This window comes from Haloarcula sp. MBLA0138, from assembly GCF_055632455.1.
Window position 1 is genome coordinate 543243 of record NZ_CM145746.1, and the last position, 12853, is coordinate 556095.

Annotated in this window: 15 protein-coding genes; 10 read left to right on the forward strand and 5 right to left on the reverse strand. The window is 71.8% G+C overall.

The window, feature by feature from the left end; genetic code table 11:
* Window position 1: 1 nt before the first annotated feature.
* Together ACV7JO_RS02750 and ACV7JO_RS02755 are read right to left on the reverse strand one after the other, a co-directional pair.
* Window positions 2–295, reverse strand: coding sequence for a DUF7526 family protein (locus ACV7JO_RS02750; RefSeq protein WP_470354810.1), 294 nt, complete (start codon window positions 293–295; stop codon window positions 2–4).
* Between the two features lie 38 nt (window positions 296–333).
* The gene (locus ACV7JO_RS02755; protein WP_470354811.1) at window positions 334–1851 is read right to left on the reverse strand and encodes a molybdopterin-dependent oxidoreductase; all 1518 of its coding nucleotides are present in this window, start codon (window positions 1849–1851) and stop codon (window positions 334–336) included.
* A gap of 94 nt (window positions 1852–1945) precedes the next feature.
* On the opposite strand from ACV7JO_RS02755, the gene ACV7JO_RS02760 reads away from it, so the two are divergent.
* A complete protein-coding gene (locus ACV7JO_RS02760; protein WP_470354812.1) occupies window positions 1946–2065 on the forward strand; it encodes an HVO_2523 family zinc finger protein in 120 nt (39 codons plus the stop codon).
* Between the two features lie 51 nt (window positions 2066–2116).
* The gene (locus ACV7JO_RS02765) at window positions 2117–2275 is read left to right on the forward strand and encodes a hypothetical protein (RefSeq protein WP_470354813.1); all 159 of its coding nucleotides are present in this window, start codon (window positions 2117–2119) and stop codon (window positions 2273–2275) included.
* A 49-nt stretch (window positions 2276–2324) separates the two neighbouring features.
* Here ACV7JO_RS02765 and ACV7JO_RS02770 read toward each other — a convergent pair whose 3' ends face one another.
* Window positions 2325–2852 (reverse strand): Rrf2 family transcriptional regulator, encoded by a 528-nt coding sequence (locus ACV7JO_RS02770; protein WP_470354814.1) that lies wholly within the window; start codon window positions 2850–2852, stop codon window positions 2325–2327.
* Window positions 2853–2897: 45 nt separating this feature from the next.
* Window positions 2898–4004 (reverse strand): pyruvate dehydrogenase (acetyl-transferring) E1 component subunit alpha, encoded by a 1107-nt coding sequence (pdhA, locus tag ACV7JO_RS02775; protein ID WP_470354815.1) that lies wholly within the window; start codon window positions 4002–4004, stop codon window positions 2898–2900.
* 82 nt (window positions 4005–4086) lie between these two features.
* Between pdhA and ACV7JO_RS02780 the strand changes: the two genes are divergently transcribed.
* The 8 genes from ACV7JO_RS02780 (at window position 4087) to ACV7JO_RS02815 (ending at window position 11914) form a co-directional block, all read left to right on the forward strand.
* Window positions 4087–4443 carry a DUF5658 family protein gene (locus tag ACV7JO_RS02780; protein WP_470354816.1) on the forward strand — a complete coding sequence of 119 codons (357 nt, stop codon included), beginning with the start codon at window positions 4087–4089 and terminating at the stop codon, window positions 4441–4443.
* Between the two features lie 74 nt (window positions 4444–4517).
* Entirely contained in the window at window positions 4518–5633 is a 1116-nt protein-coding gene (locus tag ACV7JO_RS02785; RefSeq protein WP_470354817.1) for a thiamine ABC transporter substrate-binding protein, read from the forward strand.
* A gap of 4 nt (window positions 5634–5637) precedes the next feature.
* Window positions 5638–7512, forward strand: coding sequence for an ABC transporter permease (locus ACV7JO_RS02790; protein ID WP_470354818.1), 1875 nt, complete (start codon window positions 5638–5640; stop codon window positions 7510–7512).
* On the forward strand, window positions 7502–8584 hold the full coding sequence (locus tag ACV7JO_RS02795; protein ID WP_470354819.1) for an ABC transporter ATP-binding protein: 1083 nt from the start codon (window positions 7502–7504) through the stop codon (window positions 8582–8584). Before ACV7JO_RS02790 ends, ACV7JO_RS02795 begins: the two co-directional genes overlap by 11 nt.
* 109 nt (window positions 8585–8693) lie before the next feature.
* Window positions 8694–9791, forward strand: a complete 1098-nt coding sequence (locus tag ACV7JO_RS02800) for a CapA family protein (protein ID WP_470354820.1) — start codon at window positions 8694–8696, stop codon at window positions 9789–9791.
* Window positions 9792–10063: 272 nt separating this feature from the next.
* Window positions 10064–11032 (forward strand): quinone oxidoreductase family protein, encoded by a 969-nt coding sequence (locus tag ACV7JO_RS02805; protein ID WP_470354821.1) that lies wholly within the window; start codon window positions 10064–10066, stop codon window positions 11030–11032.
* Between the two features lie 57 nt (window positions 11033–11089).
* Window positions 11090–11701, forward strand: a complete 612-nt coding sequence (locus ACV7JO_RS02810; RefSeq protein ID WP_470354822.1) for a translation initiation factor IF-2 subunit beta — start codon at window positions 11090–11092, stop codon at window positions 11699–11701.
* A gap of 87 nt (window positions 11702–11788) precedes the next feature.
* Window positions 11789–11914, forward strand: coding sequence for a hypothetical protein (locus ACV7JO_RS02815; RefSeq protein WP_470354823.1), 126 nt, complete (start codon window positions 11789–11791; stop codon window positions 11912–11914).
* Window positions 11915–11922: 8 nt separating this feature from the next.
* Here the strand turns inward: ACV7JO_RS02815 and cysK are convergent, their stop codons facing one another.
* On the reverse strand, window positions 11923–12849 hold the full coding sequence (gene cysK / locus ACV7JO_RS02820) for a cysteine synthase A (RefSeq protein ID WP_470354824.1): 927 nt from the start codon (window positions 12847–12849) through the stop codon (window positions 11923–11925).
* Between the last annotated feature and the right edge of the window lie 4 nt (window positions 12850–12853).

Genomic DNA, 12853 nt, shown 5'->3' on the forward strand with positions numbered 1-12853 from the left:
GCTACGTCTCTTCGACGGCCGTCGCGTCGTAGACGCCCGGCAGGTCGGTCGCCTCGACGGTCGCGGTGAGTTCCGCGCCCTCCTCGACGGCCGCGTCGGTGACGAGCGTCACCGGTTCGATGGGGTCACGGCGCAGGAAGGCGAGGACGCGCTCGACCCACGACGGGTGGCCGCCCTTCCGGCAGACGACGACGTAGCGCGACTCTGCCAGCGACGCGAGGGCTGGCTCGAAATCGTAGTCGGCGTGTTCGTCCGGGGCGACGACGTGGACGACCTCGCCGGTGACGGTCTCCATGCCGCGGTCGACGGGGCGACACGGCAAGTGCCTGCCGCTCAGAACTCGCGGGAGACCCACCCCGACGCCCCGCTGGGGGTCGTGTCGGTCCGCTCGCTCGTCTGGACCTGCCCCGCGGCGTCGACCGTGCGGACGACGGCGGTGTGGCCGCCGCCGGGCGGCTCGTAGGTGTGTGTCCACTGTCGCCACGCGTCGGCGGCGTGGCCGTCGCCGTCGGCGGCGGGCAGTCGCTCCGAGAGGGTCGCCTCGGTCCACGTCTCGCCGCCGTCGGTCGACACCTCGACGGCCGAGACGCCCCGGAGGCCGGCGTAGGCGTGTCCGCCGAGCCGCCGGCGGCCGTCGTCGAGGTCGGTCGCGTGGTGGAGCTTGGCGACGGGGTTGACCGGGCCGGTGCCCTGCCAGCCGCGCTTCTCCCAGTACCCCTCGGCCTCGCGTTCGAGAACCTCGATTTCGGTAAGCCACTTGACGTTGACCTCGCCCCAGTGGCCGGGGACGAGCGCGCGCAGCGGGTAGCCGTGGCCCCGGGGCAACACCCCGCCGTTCATCCCGTAGGCGAGCAGGCCGCCCCGCAGGGCCTCGATGGGGAACTCCTCGTAGAAGCCGTCGTCGGCGCGCAGCATCACACAACAGCTCTCGGGCTCGACGCCGGCCTCGTCGAGGAGTCGGTCGACGGGGACGCCGGTCCAGAGCGCGGTGTCGGTCTTCCGCCCGTTGCGCGGGTCGCCGACACACCGCAGCGTGACGAACCGGTTCTCGGCCTCCATGGCCCGGAGGTCGTCGTAGCCGTAGCTCACCTCCCGCTCGACGGCCCCGGTGACCGACAGCGACCAGTCGTCGGCGGCTATCTCCGGGTCGATGGCGTTGATGTCGACCTCGTAGAACCGGTCGCTGACGAGCGGTTCGAGCCCCTCGACGTCGAGCGAACGGTCACGCGCCGCCGCGAGTTTCGTCTCCGCGTCGTCGAGGTCCGCGCCGTCGGCGGTCAGGGGTGGCGCGTCCGCGGCCGTCGCCGTCGGCGTGCGCCGCCGCCCCGCGGTATATCCCAGTGCGGCCGCGCCGGCCGCGACCCCGACGGTCGTGAGCGCGCGCCGGCGCTTCGAGGAGACGGGGGCGACCGGGCCGCCGGTGGCGTCGAGGACCTGCGCCAGCGCCACGACGGCCGCCGCCGGGAGCGCCGCGCCGGCGGCGAGGACGAGTTCGCCGGTGAGGCCGGCCGCGAGCGTCCACGTCACGGCGGCGACGCCGACGGCCGGCACGAGTCGGTTGTTGGCCGCCCGTCCGGCGCGGACGGCCCCATAGGCCACGAGCGAGACGGCCAGCCCGGTCAGCGCGACGGCCGTCAGGAGGTTGAGTTGCTGGCCGAGGCTCCCGAGCGTCTGGATGGCGACAGAGACGACCGCTCCGGGCATGGTTCTGGCGAGCGTCCGCTCGACGGGCGAGGCGACGAAGACGGGCGTGGAGCCGGTCAGGGCGAACGAGCCGGCGAGGGCGGCGACGCCCGCGGCACCGCTGACCGCCGCGCGGCCCGCCCGGCTCCGGAGGACGGCGTCTGACATACACGTACGGAGCGACTACCGGCTGAAAGGTGTTGTTCCAAATTCGTTCCAAGAGACCACAAGAGCGAAGCCGCCCCGAGACGACCGTCGGGACATGAGCGACGAGGGCGGGCGGCCCTGTCCGCACTGCGACCGGGCGATGTACCACCGCCACTGCAAGTACGTCTGCCCGGCTCACGGCGTCGTCTACGACTGCGCCGACACCTTCTACTGAGACGGCCCGCCGTGGCGAACTACTTTGTCCCAGCGCGACGCCGGTACGAGTATGTCGTTCATCGAGTACTTGGACGAGGTCGAACCGGTGACCATGGTACTGGTCGGGGTCGCGCTGTTCGTGCTCCCGATACCGCCCACGTCGATGCTCGGACTCGGCCTGATAGCGCTCGGGGGCGCGTGGTGGTTCTACGAGTGGAACCGGCCGTAGCCGCGCGCGAGTCGGCGGTCGACCGCGGCGTGGCTCACCGGCCGGCGGCTCACTCCGGGGGCTCGACCGGCGCTTCGAGTTTAGCGACGTCGAGGATGAGCGTGTTGTCCGTGTCGTCGATGGCGGCTATCTCGCCGGCGACGACCAGCCGGGACAGCGGTGTCGGGCCGGCGACGACGGCGTCACCGGTGGAGAACCCGCTCACCGGCTGCCGGAGGTGCAGGCGCGCCCGGCACTGCTCGGGGTGGTGGACGTTCTGGAGCGTGATGCGGTCGACGGTCACGTCGAGGCGGTCGAACTCCTTGGCGACCGTGACCGTCTCCTGCTCGTCGAGTTCCTCGCGCCCGAGCGTCTCGAAGGCGATGTCCGTGGGCTGGTAGCCGCCGGTCGGTCCGGGGACGCCCTCGACGAGCCCGAGTTGTGACAGGGCCTGCATCTGGTTTTGAACCGTCCCCTCGCTCCGGTCGACGTCCTCGGCGACGTCCTTGCTCTTGACCGGTCCGTCGGTGGTCTGGTACCGGTCGACCAGCGCAGTCAGCGTCTGGCGCTGACTGGTGGTCAGCTCGATTGAGACCATACAGTCGCTACCCCCGGGGTGCAGAAAGGCGTGTCGGCGCGCCGGTCAGTCCTCGGTGAGCGCGTCGTCGCCGTGGCGCGCCCGCAGCGTCTCGAAGGCCTCCCGCTGGGCCGCCACCGCCGGCGTCGGCTCGGCGTAGGCGTCGGCGAACATGTCGGTCGGGTCCGCGGCGTGGTCGGCCGCGCGGTCGATAACGTCGGCGAGTTCGTCGTCGACGGCGTCGGCTATCGCCGCGACGCGCGCGTCGTCGAGCAAGTCCCGGTCCCGGAGGAAGGTCTCGAACCGGTCGATGGGGTCGCGCTCGCGCCAGCGCTCGACCTCGGCGTCGTCCCGGTAGACGCTCGGGTCGTCGGCGGTGGTGTGCGCGCCGTAGCGGTACTGGACGGCCTCTATCAGCGTGGGACGGGGCGCGTCGTCGTCCGCGAGCGCCCGCTCGCGGGCGGCCCGCGTCACGACGTAGGTCGCCAGCGGGTCCATGCCGTCGACCTGCACGCCGTCGAAGCCGTAAGCGGTGGCCTTCTCGGCCAGCGTCGCGCTCGCCGTCTGGCGCTCGCGGGGCACCGAGATGGCCCACTGGTTGTTGTTACAGAAGAACAGCGTCGGCGTGTCGAAGACACCGGCGGCGTTCATCGCCTCGTGGAAGTCCCCCTCGCTGGTCGCGCCGTCGCCGAAGTGGACGACGGCCACCCGGTCGTCGCCGCGGCGCTTGGCCGCCCACGACCACCCGACGGCGTGGGGGATGTGGTCGCCGACGGCGATGTTCAGCGGGAAGACGTTCACGTCGGCGAGGGCGGCGTTGCCCGCCTCGTGGCCCATCCAGTAGAGGACGTACTCCCACGGGAGGCCCCGCGCGACGAGCGCCCCGTGTTCGCGGTACTGGTAGAACAGCGTGTCCTCGTCGGCCAGCGCGTACGTCGACCCTACCTGCGCCCCCTCTTGGCCCGCCAGCGAGGCGAACGTCCCCAGACGGCCCTGTCGCTGGAGGCGTATCATGCGCTCGTCGAACCGCCGGGCGAAGCGCATGTCGCGGTACATCCCGACGAGGGCATCGCCGTCGAGGTCGGGGACCAAGCCGGGCGCGACCACCGCGCCGTCCGCGTCGAGGACCCGCACCCGGTCGTCGGGCGCGCGGTCGAGTACGTCGGCTGTCATCGAGTACCACGGTGGGCCACCGAGGGCAAAAAGGCGCGGGTCGAGGCGGGCCTATTTGCACCTCGACGCCCTATCGCCGCCGATGGGACCCGGACTGTCGCGGCTCGCCTCGCTGGGGCCACAGCGGCGGATGACGCGGGCCCACGCCGTCCTCTGGACGGTCATCGTCGCCGCGACGGTCGCCGACGTGCTCCTGACGCTGACCGGACTGGCCAGCGGGTTCGGCGAGGGCAACGTCGTCGTCGGGACGCTGCTCGCGGAACTGGGCGTGGCCGGCCTGTGGCTGGTGAAGGTCGCGGCGATGGCGTGGCTGGTCGGCGGGTGGTACCTCCTCTCGGACCGCGACGCGACCGTCTTCCTCGCGCTGTTCGCCGCCGTCACCGTCGCCGTCGTCGTCTACAACGCAGCCCTGTTGGTCGGTGCGGGCGTCCTGCCCTAGCACTCGACGCCGGCCCGTACCCGCCGGCCGTGAGAACACCGAGGTTAAGTACCACTGAGTGTGACCACACGGTAATGGACAGACGCACGTTCCTGACGGCGGCGGGGTCGACAGTCACCGCGACGGTCGCAGGGTGTAGCGGTATCAGCGCGCCCGACGGTGACGGCGACGGCGAGACGGACACCGAGACGGAGACGCAGGGGACCGCGACCAGCAGGTCGGGCGACCGGACGCTGGTGGTCGCCACCTACAGCGCGTTCGTCGACTCGCCCTCGTCGAGCCCCGGCGCGTGGCTCAAACAGCGCTTCGAGGAGGAGTTCGACGCGACGCTGGTCTGGCAGACGCCGAGCAACGAGGTCAACCACTACGTCGAGCGCCGCCGGGCCGGCGTCGACATCGACGCCGACCTCTACGTCGGCCTCAACGCCGACGACCTCGTCCGGGTCGACGAGAACCTCGACGAGGCGCTGTTCGCCGAGGTCGGCGACGTGGCGGGCCGCGACGCGGTTAAGTCCGGCCTCTCGTTCGACCCCGAGGGGCGGGCGGTCCCCTACGACACCGGCTACATATGCACGGTGTACGACGGCACGCAGGTCGAGGCCCCCGCGACGTTCGAAGGCCTGCTCGACGAGGAGTTCGCGGGCGACTACATCACGCAGAACCCGACCAGTTCCGCGACCGGCCGGGCCCTCCTCCTGCATACCGTCAAGCGGTTCGGCGAGGACGGCTACCTCGATTACTGGGCGGACCTGCAGGCCAACGACGTGCGCGTGCTGGGGACGTGGGACGACGCCTACAGCGCGTGGTCCAACGGCGAGGCCCCGATGGTCACTTCCTACTCCACCGACCAAGTGTACGCCAACCGCTACGGGCAGGACCTCCAGAAGCATCAGGTCCGCTTCCACAACGACGAGGGGTACGCCCAACCCGAGGGGATGGCCCGCTTCGCCGGCAGCGACAACGCCGACCTCGCCCGGCAGTTCATGGCCTTCGTCCTCCGGCCGGAGGTGCAGGGCGAAATTGCCGTCCGGAACGTCCAGTTCCCGGCGACCGAGACGGCCGACCTGCCCGACGAGTACGCGACGTACGCGCAGATTCCCCCGGAGCCGGTGACCCACACCTACGCGGAGCTACAGGGCTCGGTCGGCGACTGGCTCGACGCGTGGAGCCGTCAGTACGCGAGCAACTGAGCCGATGGCCGGCGACGACGCACCGGCCCCGAGGGCAGCCGGCGCGGACGGTGATTCGCCCGCCGATGCGGACGGTGATTCGCCCGCCGGACCCGCCCGACGCCTCGCCGGGAGCCTCCGGTCCGGCCTCGAACGGCGCGCGCTCCCGGCCCTCGGACTCGCCACCGTCGCCGTCCTCGTCGCCGTCTTCTACTACCCGGTGTTCACCGTTCTCGTCGACAGCGTCGTCGTCGACGGCCGAGCGACGCTGTCGGTGTTCTGGGCGATACTCTCGGACTCGTTTTACTTCGGCGAGCCGGCCCGCCTGCTGACCGGCGCGTCGCCACTCGCCGTCGCCGACGCCTTGCTCCGCCCGGACCCGCGGCTCGGCATCGTCGGTTTCACGGCCTATCAGGCGCTGCTGTCGGCCGTCGCCAGCGTCCTGCTGGGCCTGCCGGCGGCGTATCTGCTGGCCCGCTACGAGTTCCCCGGCCGGCGGACGCTGCGTTCGCTGACGGTGCTGCCGTTCGTCCTCCCCTCCATCATGGTCGCGGTGGGCTTCGTCGCCACCTTCGGCGAGACCGGGACACTCAACGCCGCCCTGACCGCGCTCGGGGTCGGACGGGTGGACCTCATGTTCACGCTCGAAGCCGTGATAATCGCCCACGCGTTCTACAACGCGCCGCTCGTGACGCGGGTGACCACGGCCGCATGGGAGTCTGTCGACGCGAGCGCCGTCGAGACGGCCCGGAGCCTCGGTGCCAGCCCGCTGCGGGCGTTCCGCGACGTGGTCGCGCCCCAGCTGTACCCCGCCGTGCTGATGAGCGGGGCGCTGACGTTCGTCTTCACGTTCGGGACCTTCCCCATCGTCCTCGCGCTGGGGGGGTTCCAGTTGGCGACCGTCGAGGTGTTCGTCTACCAGTTGATTCGGGACCTCGACTACGCCGAGGCCGCGGCGCTTGCCGTCGTCGAACTGGCCATCTCGCTGGGCCTGTTGTATCTCTACCTGCGCTACGAGGCCCGCCACAGCACCCGCTCGCGGGGCGTCCGCCCGCTCCCGCGCCGTCCGTTGGTCCCGCCGTCGTGGTCGGTCCGGGAACTGCTCCCGCGGGTCGGCCTCGGGGCCTACGCCGTCGTCGCGCTCGCGGTGTTCGTCGTCCCCATCGCCAGCATGGTCCTGTCGAGTCTCACCAGCGGCGGGTCGCTGTCGCTGGCCAACTACCAGTTCCTGCTGGCCCGACAGGCCAGTGCCGCCTCGTTTCAGGTCCAGCCCGCCGACGCCGTCCGGAACTCGCTGCTGTTCGGCGCGGGGGCGCTGGCGCTGGCGCTCCCGATGGGCGTCGTCGTGGCGGTGCTGACCACGCGCGCCTACCGGGGCCGGAAGCTCGTCGACGCCGTCGCCATGGCCCCGCTCGCGGTGTCGAGCATCGTCGTCGGTCTCGGCCTGTTGCGCGGGCTGGTCTTCGGCGTCGAGGTGGGCGGGACGCGACTCGCCGTCGGCGGGGCCGTCGCCATCGTCTTCGCCCACGCCGTCGCGGGCTACCCCTTCGTCGTCCGCACCGTCGCCCCGGGGTTGGAGGGGCTGGACCGCTCGCTGGTCGAGTCCGCGCGAGCGCTGGGCGCGCCCCGCTTGCGGGTCCTGCTCGACGTGGAACTCCCCTTGGTCTGGCCGGCGGTGCTGGCCGGCGCGGCCTTCGCCTTCGCCATCTCCGTCGGCGAGTTCTCGGCGACGGTGGTGCTGGCGACGGGGACCAGCCAGTACACCATGCCAATCGCCATCGAGCGGTTCATCGGCCGGCGACTCGGCCCGGCGACGGCGATGGGCGTCGTCCTGCTCGTCGTGACCAGCGTGAGCTTCCTCGTCATCGACCGCTTGGGGGGTGACCGCGTTGGCCTCTGAGCCGGGCGACGAACCGGCCGTCGAACTCGACGGCGTCACGCGCGCCTACGGCGACACCACCGCCGTCGACGACCTCTCGCTGTCGGTCCGGGACGGCGAGTTCTTCACGCTGGTCGGTCCCTCCGGCTGTGGGAAGACGACGACGCTGCGCCTGCTGGCCGGGTTCGAGGCACCGACGGCGGGGACGGTCCGCTTCGGCGGCCGCGACGTGGCCGGCGTCCCGCCCGAGGACCGCGACGTGGGCGTCGTCTTCCAGAGCTACGCCCTGTTTCCCCACATGAGCGTCGGCGAGAACGTCGCCTACGGCCTGCGGTTCGCCGACCCGCCCGGCGGCGTGAGTCGGGCCGAACGGGTCAGCGACCTGCTGGAACTGGTCGACCTCGGCGGGCTGGCCGACCGCGACCCGGAGACGCTCTCGGGCGGCCAACAACAGCGGGTGGCGATGGCCCGCGCGCTCGCGCCCGGCCCGGACCTCCTCCTGTTGGACGAGCCCATGAGCGCGCTGGACGCGAAGCTCCGCGAGCGCCTGCGCGTGCAGGTCCGCGAGATACAGCGGGAACTGGGCATCACTACCGTCTACGTCACCCACGACCAAGAGGAGGCGCTGGCCGTCTCCGACCGCGTGGCCGTGATGCGGGCGGGCACGCCCGAGCAGGTCGGGACCCCGCGGGAGATATACCGCGAGCCGGCGACCGAGTTCGTCGCCGGCTTCGTCGGCGACAACAACGTCCTCACGGGCGCGGTGACCGGCGTCGACGGCGACACGGTGACCGTGCGCGTCGGGGGGACCGACCTGACGGTCGCCACCGACGAACCGCTCGCCGTCGGCGACCGCGCGACGGTCTGTGTCCGCCCGGAAGCCCTGTCGCTGGGGGGCGGCGCAACGACGCTGTCGGGGGCGGTCACCAGCGCCGAGTTCCTCGGCGAGACGACCCGGGTCCACGTCGACTGGGACGGGACCGAACTGCTCGTCCGGACCCGAGACCCCCCAGAGGGGACGGTGACGGTCGGCTTCGACCCCGACGACGCCCACGTCGTCGCCGTCGAGCGCGACGGCTATCGTAACAATTGAAACGATTTACACACCGACCGCACTGCCGTCGTGCGGTCGGGTGTGTATTGATTTTCAATGGCTACTATAGCGGGCCGGTGTTCAATAGCGCGCGGCCCGAAGCGCCGGTATGCTGTCGACGCGCCGGGGCGTCATCGCGGCGGCGGCGGGGCTGAGCGGCTGCCTCGGAACGGGGCGTCGCCGGGCCGCCGGCCCGCCGACCGTCGACACCGACCGCGAGCACCGCCTCGGCCTCGTCGGGGACGTGATGCTCGGCCGGAACGTCGACGACCGGTGGGCGGACGGCCCGGCGGCGGGCGTCTGGGACGACACCGCGGGCTGGCTGACGGCGCTGGACGGCCTCGTTTGCAATCTGGAGTGTTGCGTCTCGGCTCGGGGGAGCCCGCGGCCGGGGCGGGGCTTCCACTTCCGGGCCGGTCCCGACTGGGTGCTGCCGGCGCTTCGGGCCGCGGAGGTGTCGGCCGTCTCGCTGGCGAACAACCACGTCCTCGACTTCGGACGGGGCGCGTTCCGGGACACGCTCACACACCTCGACCGCGGCGGCGTCGCGGCCGTCGGCGCGGGGACGAACCGCGCCGCGGCGGTCGAACCGGCGACCGTCGCCGTCGGCGAGTTGGACGTGGCTGTCGTCGGCTTCACCGACCAGTCGCCGGGCTACGCCGCGACCCGCGCCCGCCCGGGCACCGCCTTTCTGCGGCTGGAGCGCGACGACCCGCTGACCCGGCAGTGGGTGCGCCGGGCGCTCCGGCGCGCTCACGAGGGCGACCCGGACCTCGTCGTCGCCTCGCTGCACTGGGGGCCCAACTGGGTCACTGCACCGGCCGACGAACAGCGGGCGTTCGCCCGGTGGCTCGTCGACGAGGGGGTCGACGTGGTCCACGGCCACAGCGCCCACGTGATACAGGGCGTCGAGGTGTACCGCGGGCGACCGGTTCTCTACGACACGGGCGATTTCGTCGACGACTACGCCGTCAAACCGGGACTGCACAACGACCGGAGCTTCCTGTTCGAGGTGGTCGTCGCCGACGGCGGCCTGTCGGGCCTGCGCCTGCGTCCGGTCGAAATATCGCACGGGGCGGTCCACCGGGCCGGCGACGAGGCGGCGGCGTGGCTCCGCGAGCGGATGCGGGCGCTCGCCGAGCCGTTCGGGACGACGGTCGAGCGGGCGGGACGGGGGCTGTGGCTCCCGCTCTCGGGCCGCCGGTAGCGTCGAGAAACGGCGGTGGGGCGCTCGCTCGTCGGAGTCCATGACAGACGACCCGTCGCATGACGGACGTGGGGTGTGGTGGGACGGCGGTGACGGGCAGTCGCTCGTGACGAGCGAGCGTGTGTGGCTGCGGGCTGGCGGGGGTTGTAGGTTGCTAGGAGCGCTACGTCCCGCTACTGTGAGCAACAGTGACGGGGACGCCGGCCTGCAACCGGTCCCCGGTTTCCTGCGGTTTACGGGGGTTCAGGAGGCTGGGGCCCGCCGGTAGTGACATGGACGCAGTCACGGTGAGCGAGTTCGGCGGCCGGGAGACGCTGTCGGTGACCGAGCGCGACGTACCCGACCCGGGGCCGGGCGAGATACGCATCGACGTGGCGGCCGCGGGCATCAACTTCGCCGACATCATGCAGCGGCGGGGCCACTACGAGGGCGGACCGGAGCCGCCCTACGTGCCCGGGATGGAGGCGGCCGGCCGCGTCGACGCCGTCGGCGAGGGCGTCGAGTTGGCGGTGGGCGACCGGGTCGTGGCGCTGGTCGACACCGGCGGCTACGCGGAGTACGCCCTCGCCGACCCGGCGGTGACGTTCCCGGTGCCCGACGGGATGGACTTCGCCGAGGCCGCCGGGTTCCCCGTGCAGTTCCTGACGGCCCACAACTGCCTGTTCGAGCGGGGCGGTCTCGACGCCGACGAGTCCGTCCTGATTCACGCGGCGGCGGGCGGGGTCGGCACCGCGGCGGTCCAGTTGGCCGACCGCGCCGGGGCCGAGGTGTTCGGCACCGCCAGCACCGAGGCGAAACTCGACCTCGCGGCGCGGCTGGGCTGTGACCACCCGATTCAGTACACCGAGACGGACTTCGTCGAGGCGGTCCGGGACCGGACCGACCGCGGCGTCGACCTCGCGCTCGACGGCGTCGGCGGGGAGACGTCCAGCGACTCGCTGGCCGCCCTCCGGGAGTTCGGGCGACTGGTCGTCTACGGCGCGGCCAGCGGCCGGCCGGGCAGTCTCGACACGAGCGACCTGCTGTTCGCCAATCAGGAGGTCGTCGGCTACCACCTCGGTCGGTCGCTGTCCCAGCGGCCCCAGCAGGTCATGTCGGCCGTCCCGGACCTCCAGCAGGGGCTGGCCGCCGGCGACCTCGAAGTCGTCGTCGGCGAGACGTTCGCCCTCCGCGATGCCGCCGCGGCCCACGAGCACATCGAGAGCCGCGCTTCCAGCGGGAAGGTCGTGCTGGAACCGTAGCCGGTCTGTCATCACGCGTCACGGAGGGATTTTACGTCCGGGCGCGTTGGCCTACGTATGAACTACGACGACGCGCTCCAGCGAGCGTACGACACACTCCCCGAACAGCCCGGTGAGGCCGGCGAGCGGCTGACGATTCCCGACCCCGAGGGACAGACCGACGGCGCGTTCACGCGCCTGACGAACCTCGGCGACATCGCCGACGCGCTCTCCCGGGAGCCCAAACACCTCCACAGTGCCGTCCAGCGCGAACTCGGGACCAACGGCCAGTTCGACGGCAGCGAGGCCCGCTACAACGGCTCGTTCGACGTGGCCGACTTCGAGGCCGCCATCGACGCCTACGTCGCCGAGTTCGTCACCTGCTCGGAGTGTGGCCTGCCCGACACGGTCCTCAAGACCGAGGACGGCGTCGAGATGCTGCGCTGTCAGGCCTGCGGGGCGTTCCGCCCCGTCTCGAAGGGGTCGACGACGTCCTCCCAACAGCAGACTCCCACCCTCGAAGAGGGCAAGACCTACGAGGTCAAGATTACCGGGACCGGCCGCGAGGGCGACGGCGTCGCCGAGAAGGGCAAGTACACCATCTTCGTCTCCGGCGCGCGCGAGGGACAGGTCGTCGAGGCCTACATCGAGAACATCTCCGGCACGCTGGCGTTCGCCCGCGTCGCCTGAGACGGACCGTCGTCGCTCGCTCGTCTCGCCTGCTCGTCGTACCCGCTCGTGTCAACGCTTAATACGCACCGAGTTACACGTTCACGTATGTCACGACAGAGCAGCGACGCGGACGCCGACCCCGCTCTCAGGTGCCGCCGGTGTGACTACCGGACGACGGTCGTCAGGTCGTCCTGTCCGGAGTGTGGCGGGGACATGATGTACGAGAGCTGACCGCCGCGTCAGGTCCAGAGGTCCGTCGAGAGGTAGCGCTCCCCGGTGTCGGGCAGGACGGTCACGACCGTCTCGCCGGGGTTGTCGGCCTCGTACGCGGCGGCCGCGTGTAGCGCCGCCCCCGAGGAGATGCCGACCACGAGCCCCTCCTCGCTGGCGAGTCGGCGGGCGGCCTCCGTCGCCTCGGCCTCGCTGACTGCGCGGACCTCGTCGAGCAGGTCGGTCCGCAACACGTCGGGGACGAACCCGGGGCCGATACCTTGGATGCCGTGGCTGTCGGGGTCGTCGTTCGAGAGCAGTTGCGAGGACTCGGGTTCGACGGCGACAGCGGTGACGTCTGCGCCCTTCTCTTCGGTGAGATACTCGGTGACGCCGGTGATGGTGCCGCCGGTGCCGACGCCGGCGACCACGGCGTCGACCGCGCCGTCGGTGTCCCGCCATATCTCCGGGCCGGTCGTCTCGCGGTGGGCGCGGGGGTTCGCCGCGTTCTCGAACTGCCGGGCGCGCACCGCATCGTCGGTCGCCGCGAGTTCGTCGGCGCGCTCGATGGCCCCGCTCATCCCGTCGTCGGCGGGCGTGAGTTCGAGGTCCGCGCCCAGTCCGGAGAGCAGGCGGCGACGCTCCTCACTCATCGACTCGGGCATCGTCAGCACGCAGTCGTATCCCCGAGCGGCACAGACCATCGCCAGCCCGATGCCAGTGTTGCCGCTGGTCGCCTCGACGACGGTGCCGCCGTCGGGGAGGGCACCGGACTCGGCGGCCGCTTCGACCACGTACAGCGCGATGCGGTCCTTGACCGAGTAGGGGTTGGCGGCCTCGACCTTCCCGTAGAGCGATTCGGCGAACGCGTCCAGTCGGACCAGCGGCGTGTCACCGACGAGGTCGGTCACGCTGTCGGCGACGGAGCCGTCGGCCCGCCCGCGGAGCGACTGCATACGG

What these genes read in the sequence shown, in the direction of transcription:
- ACV7JO_RS02780 (WP_470354816.1), top strand. Translation starts at nt 4,087, where the DNA reads ATGGGACCCGGACTGTCGCGGCTCGCCTCGCTGGGGCCACAGCGGCGG.
- ACV7JO_RS02770 (WP_470354814.1), bottom strand. Translation starts at nt 2,852, where the DNA reads ATGGTCTCAATCGAGCTGACCACCAGTCAGCGCCAGACGCTGACTGCG.
- pdhA (WP_470354815.1), bottom strand. Translation starts at nt 4,004, where the DNA reads ATGACAGCCGACGTACTCGACCGCGCGCCCGACGACCGGGTGCGGGTC.
- ACV7JO_RS02810 (WP_470354822.1), top strand. Translation starts at nt 11,090, where the DNA reads ATGAACTACGACGACGCGCTCCAGCGAGCGTACGACACACTCCCCGAA.
- ACV7JO_RS02785 (WP_470354817.1), top strand. Translation starts at nt 4,518, where the DNA reads ATGGACAGACGCACGTTCCTGACGGCGGCGGGGTCGACAGTCACCGCG.
- ACV7JO_RS02760 (WP_470354812.1), top strand. Translation starts at nt 1,946, where the DNA reads ATGAGCGACGAGGGCGGGCGGCCCTGTCCGCACTGCGACCGGGCGATG.
- ACV7JO_RS02805 (WP_470354821.1), top strand. Translation starts at nt 10,064, where the DNA reads ATGGACGCAGTCACGGTGAGCGAGTTCGGCGGCCGGGAGACGCTGTCG.
- ACV7JO_RS02800 (WP_470354820.1), top strand. Translation starts at nt 8,694, where the DNA reads ATGCTGTCGACGCGCCGGGGCGTCATCGCGGCGGCGGCGGGGCTGAGC.
- ACV7JO_RS02750 (WP_470354810.1), bottom strand. Translation starts at nt 295, where the DNA reads ATGGAGACCGTCACCGGCGAGGTCGTCCACGTCGTCGCCCCGGACGAA.
- ACV7JO_RS02815 (WP_470354823.1), top strand. Translation starts at nt 11,789, where the DNA reads ATGTCACGACAGAGCAGCGACGCGGACGCCGACCCCGCTCTCAGGTGC.
- ACV7JO_RS02765 (WP_470354813.1), top strand. Translation starts at nt 2,117, where the DNA reads ATGTCGTTCATCGAGTACTTGGACGAGGTCGAACCGGTGACCATGGTA.
- ACV7JO_RS02790 (WP_470354818.1), top strand. Translation starts at nt 5,638, where the DNA reads ATGGCCGGCGACGACGCACCGGCCCCGAGGGCAGCCGGCGCGGACGGT.
- ACV7JO_RS02755 (WP_470354811.1), bottom strand. Translation starts at nt 1,851, where the DNA reads ATGTCAGACGCCGTCCTCCGGAGCCGGGCGGGCCGCGCGGCGGTCAGC.
- cysK (WP_470354824.1), bottom strand. Translation starts at nt 12,849, where the DNA reads ATGCAGTCGCTCCGCGGGCGGGCCGACGGCTCCGTCGCCGACAGCGTG.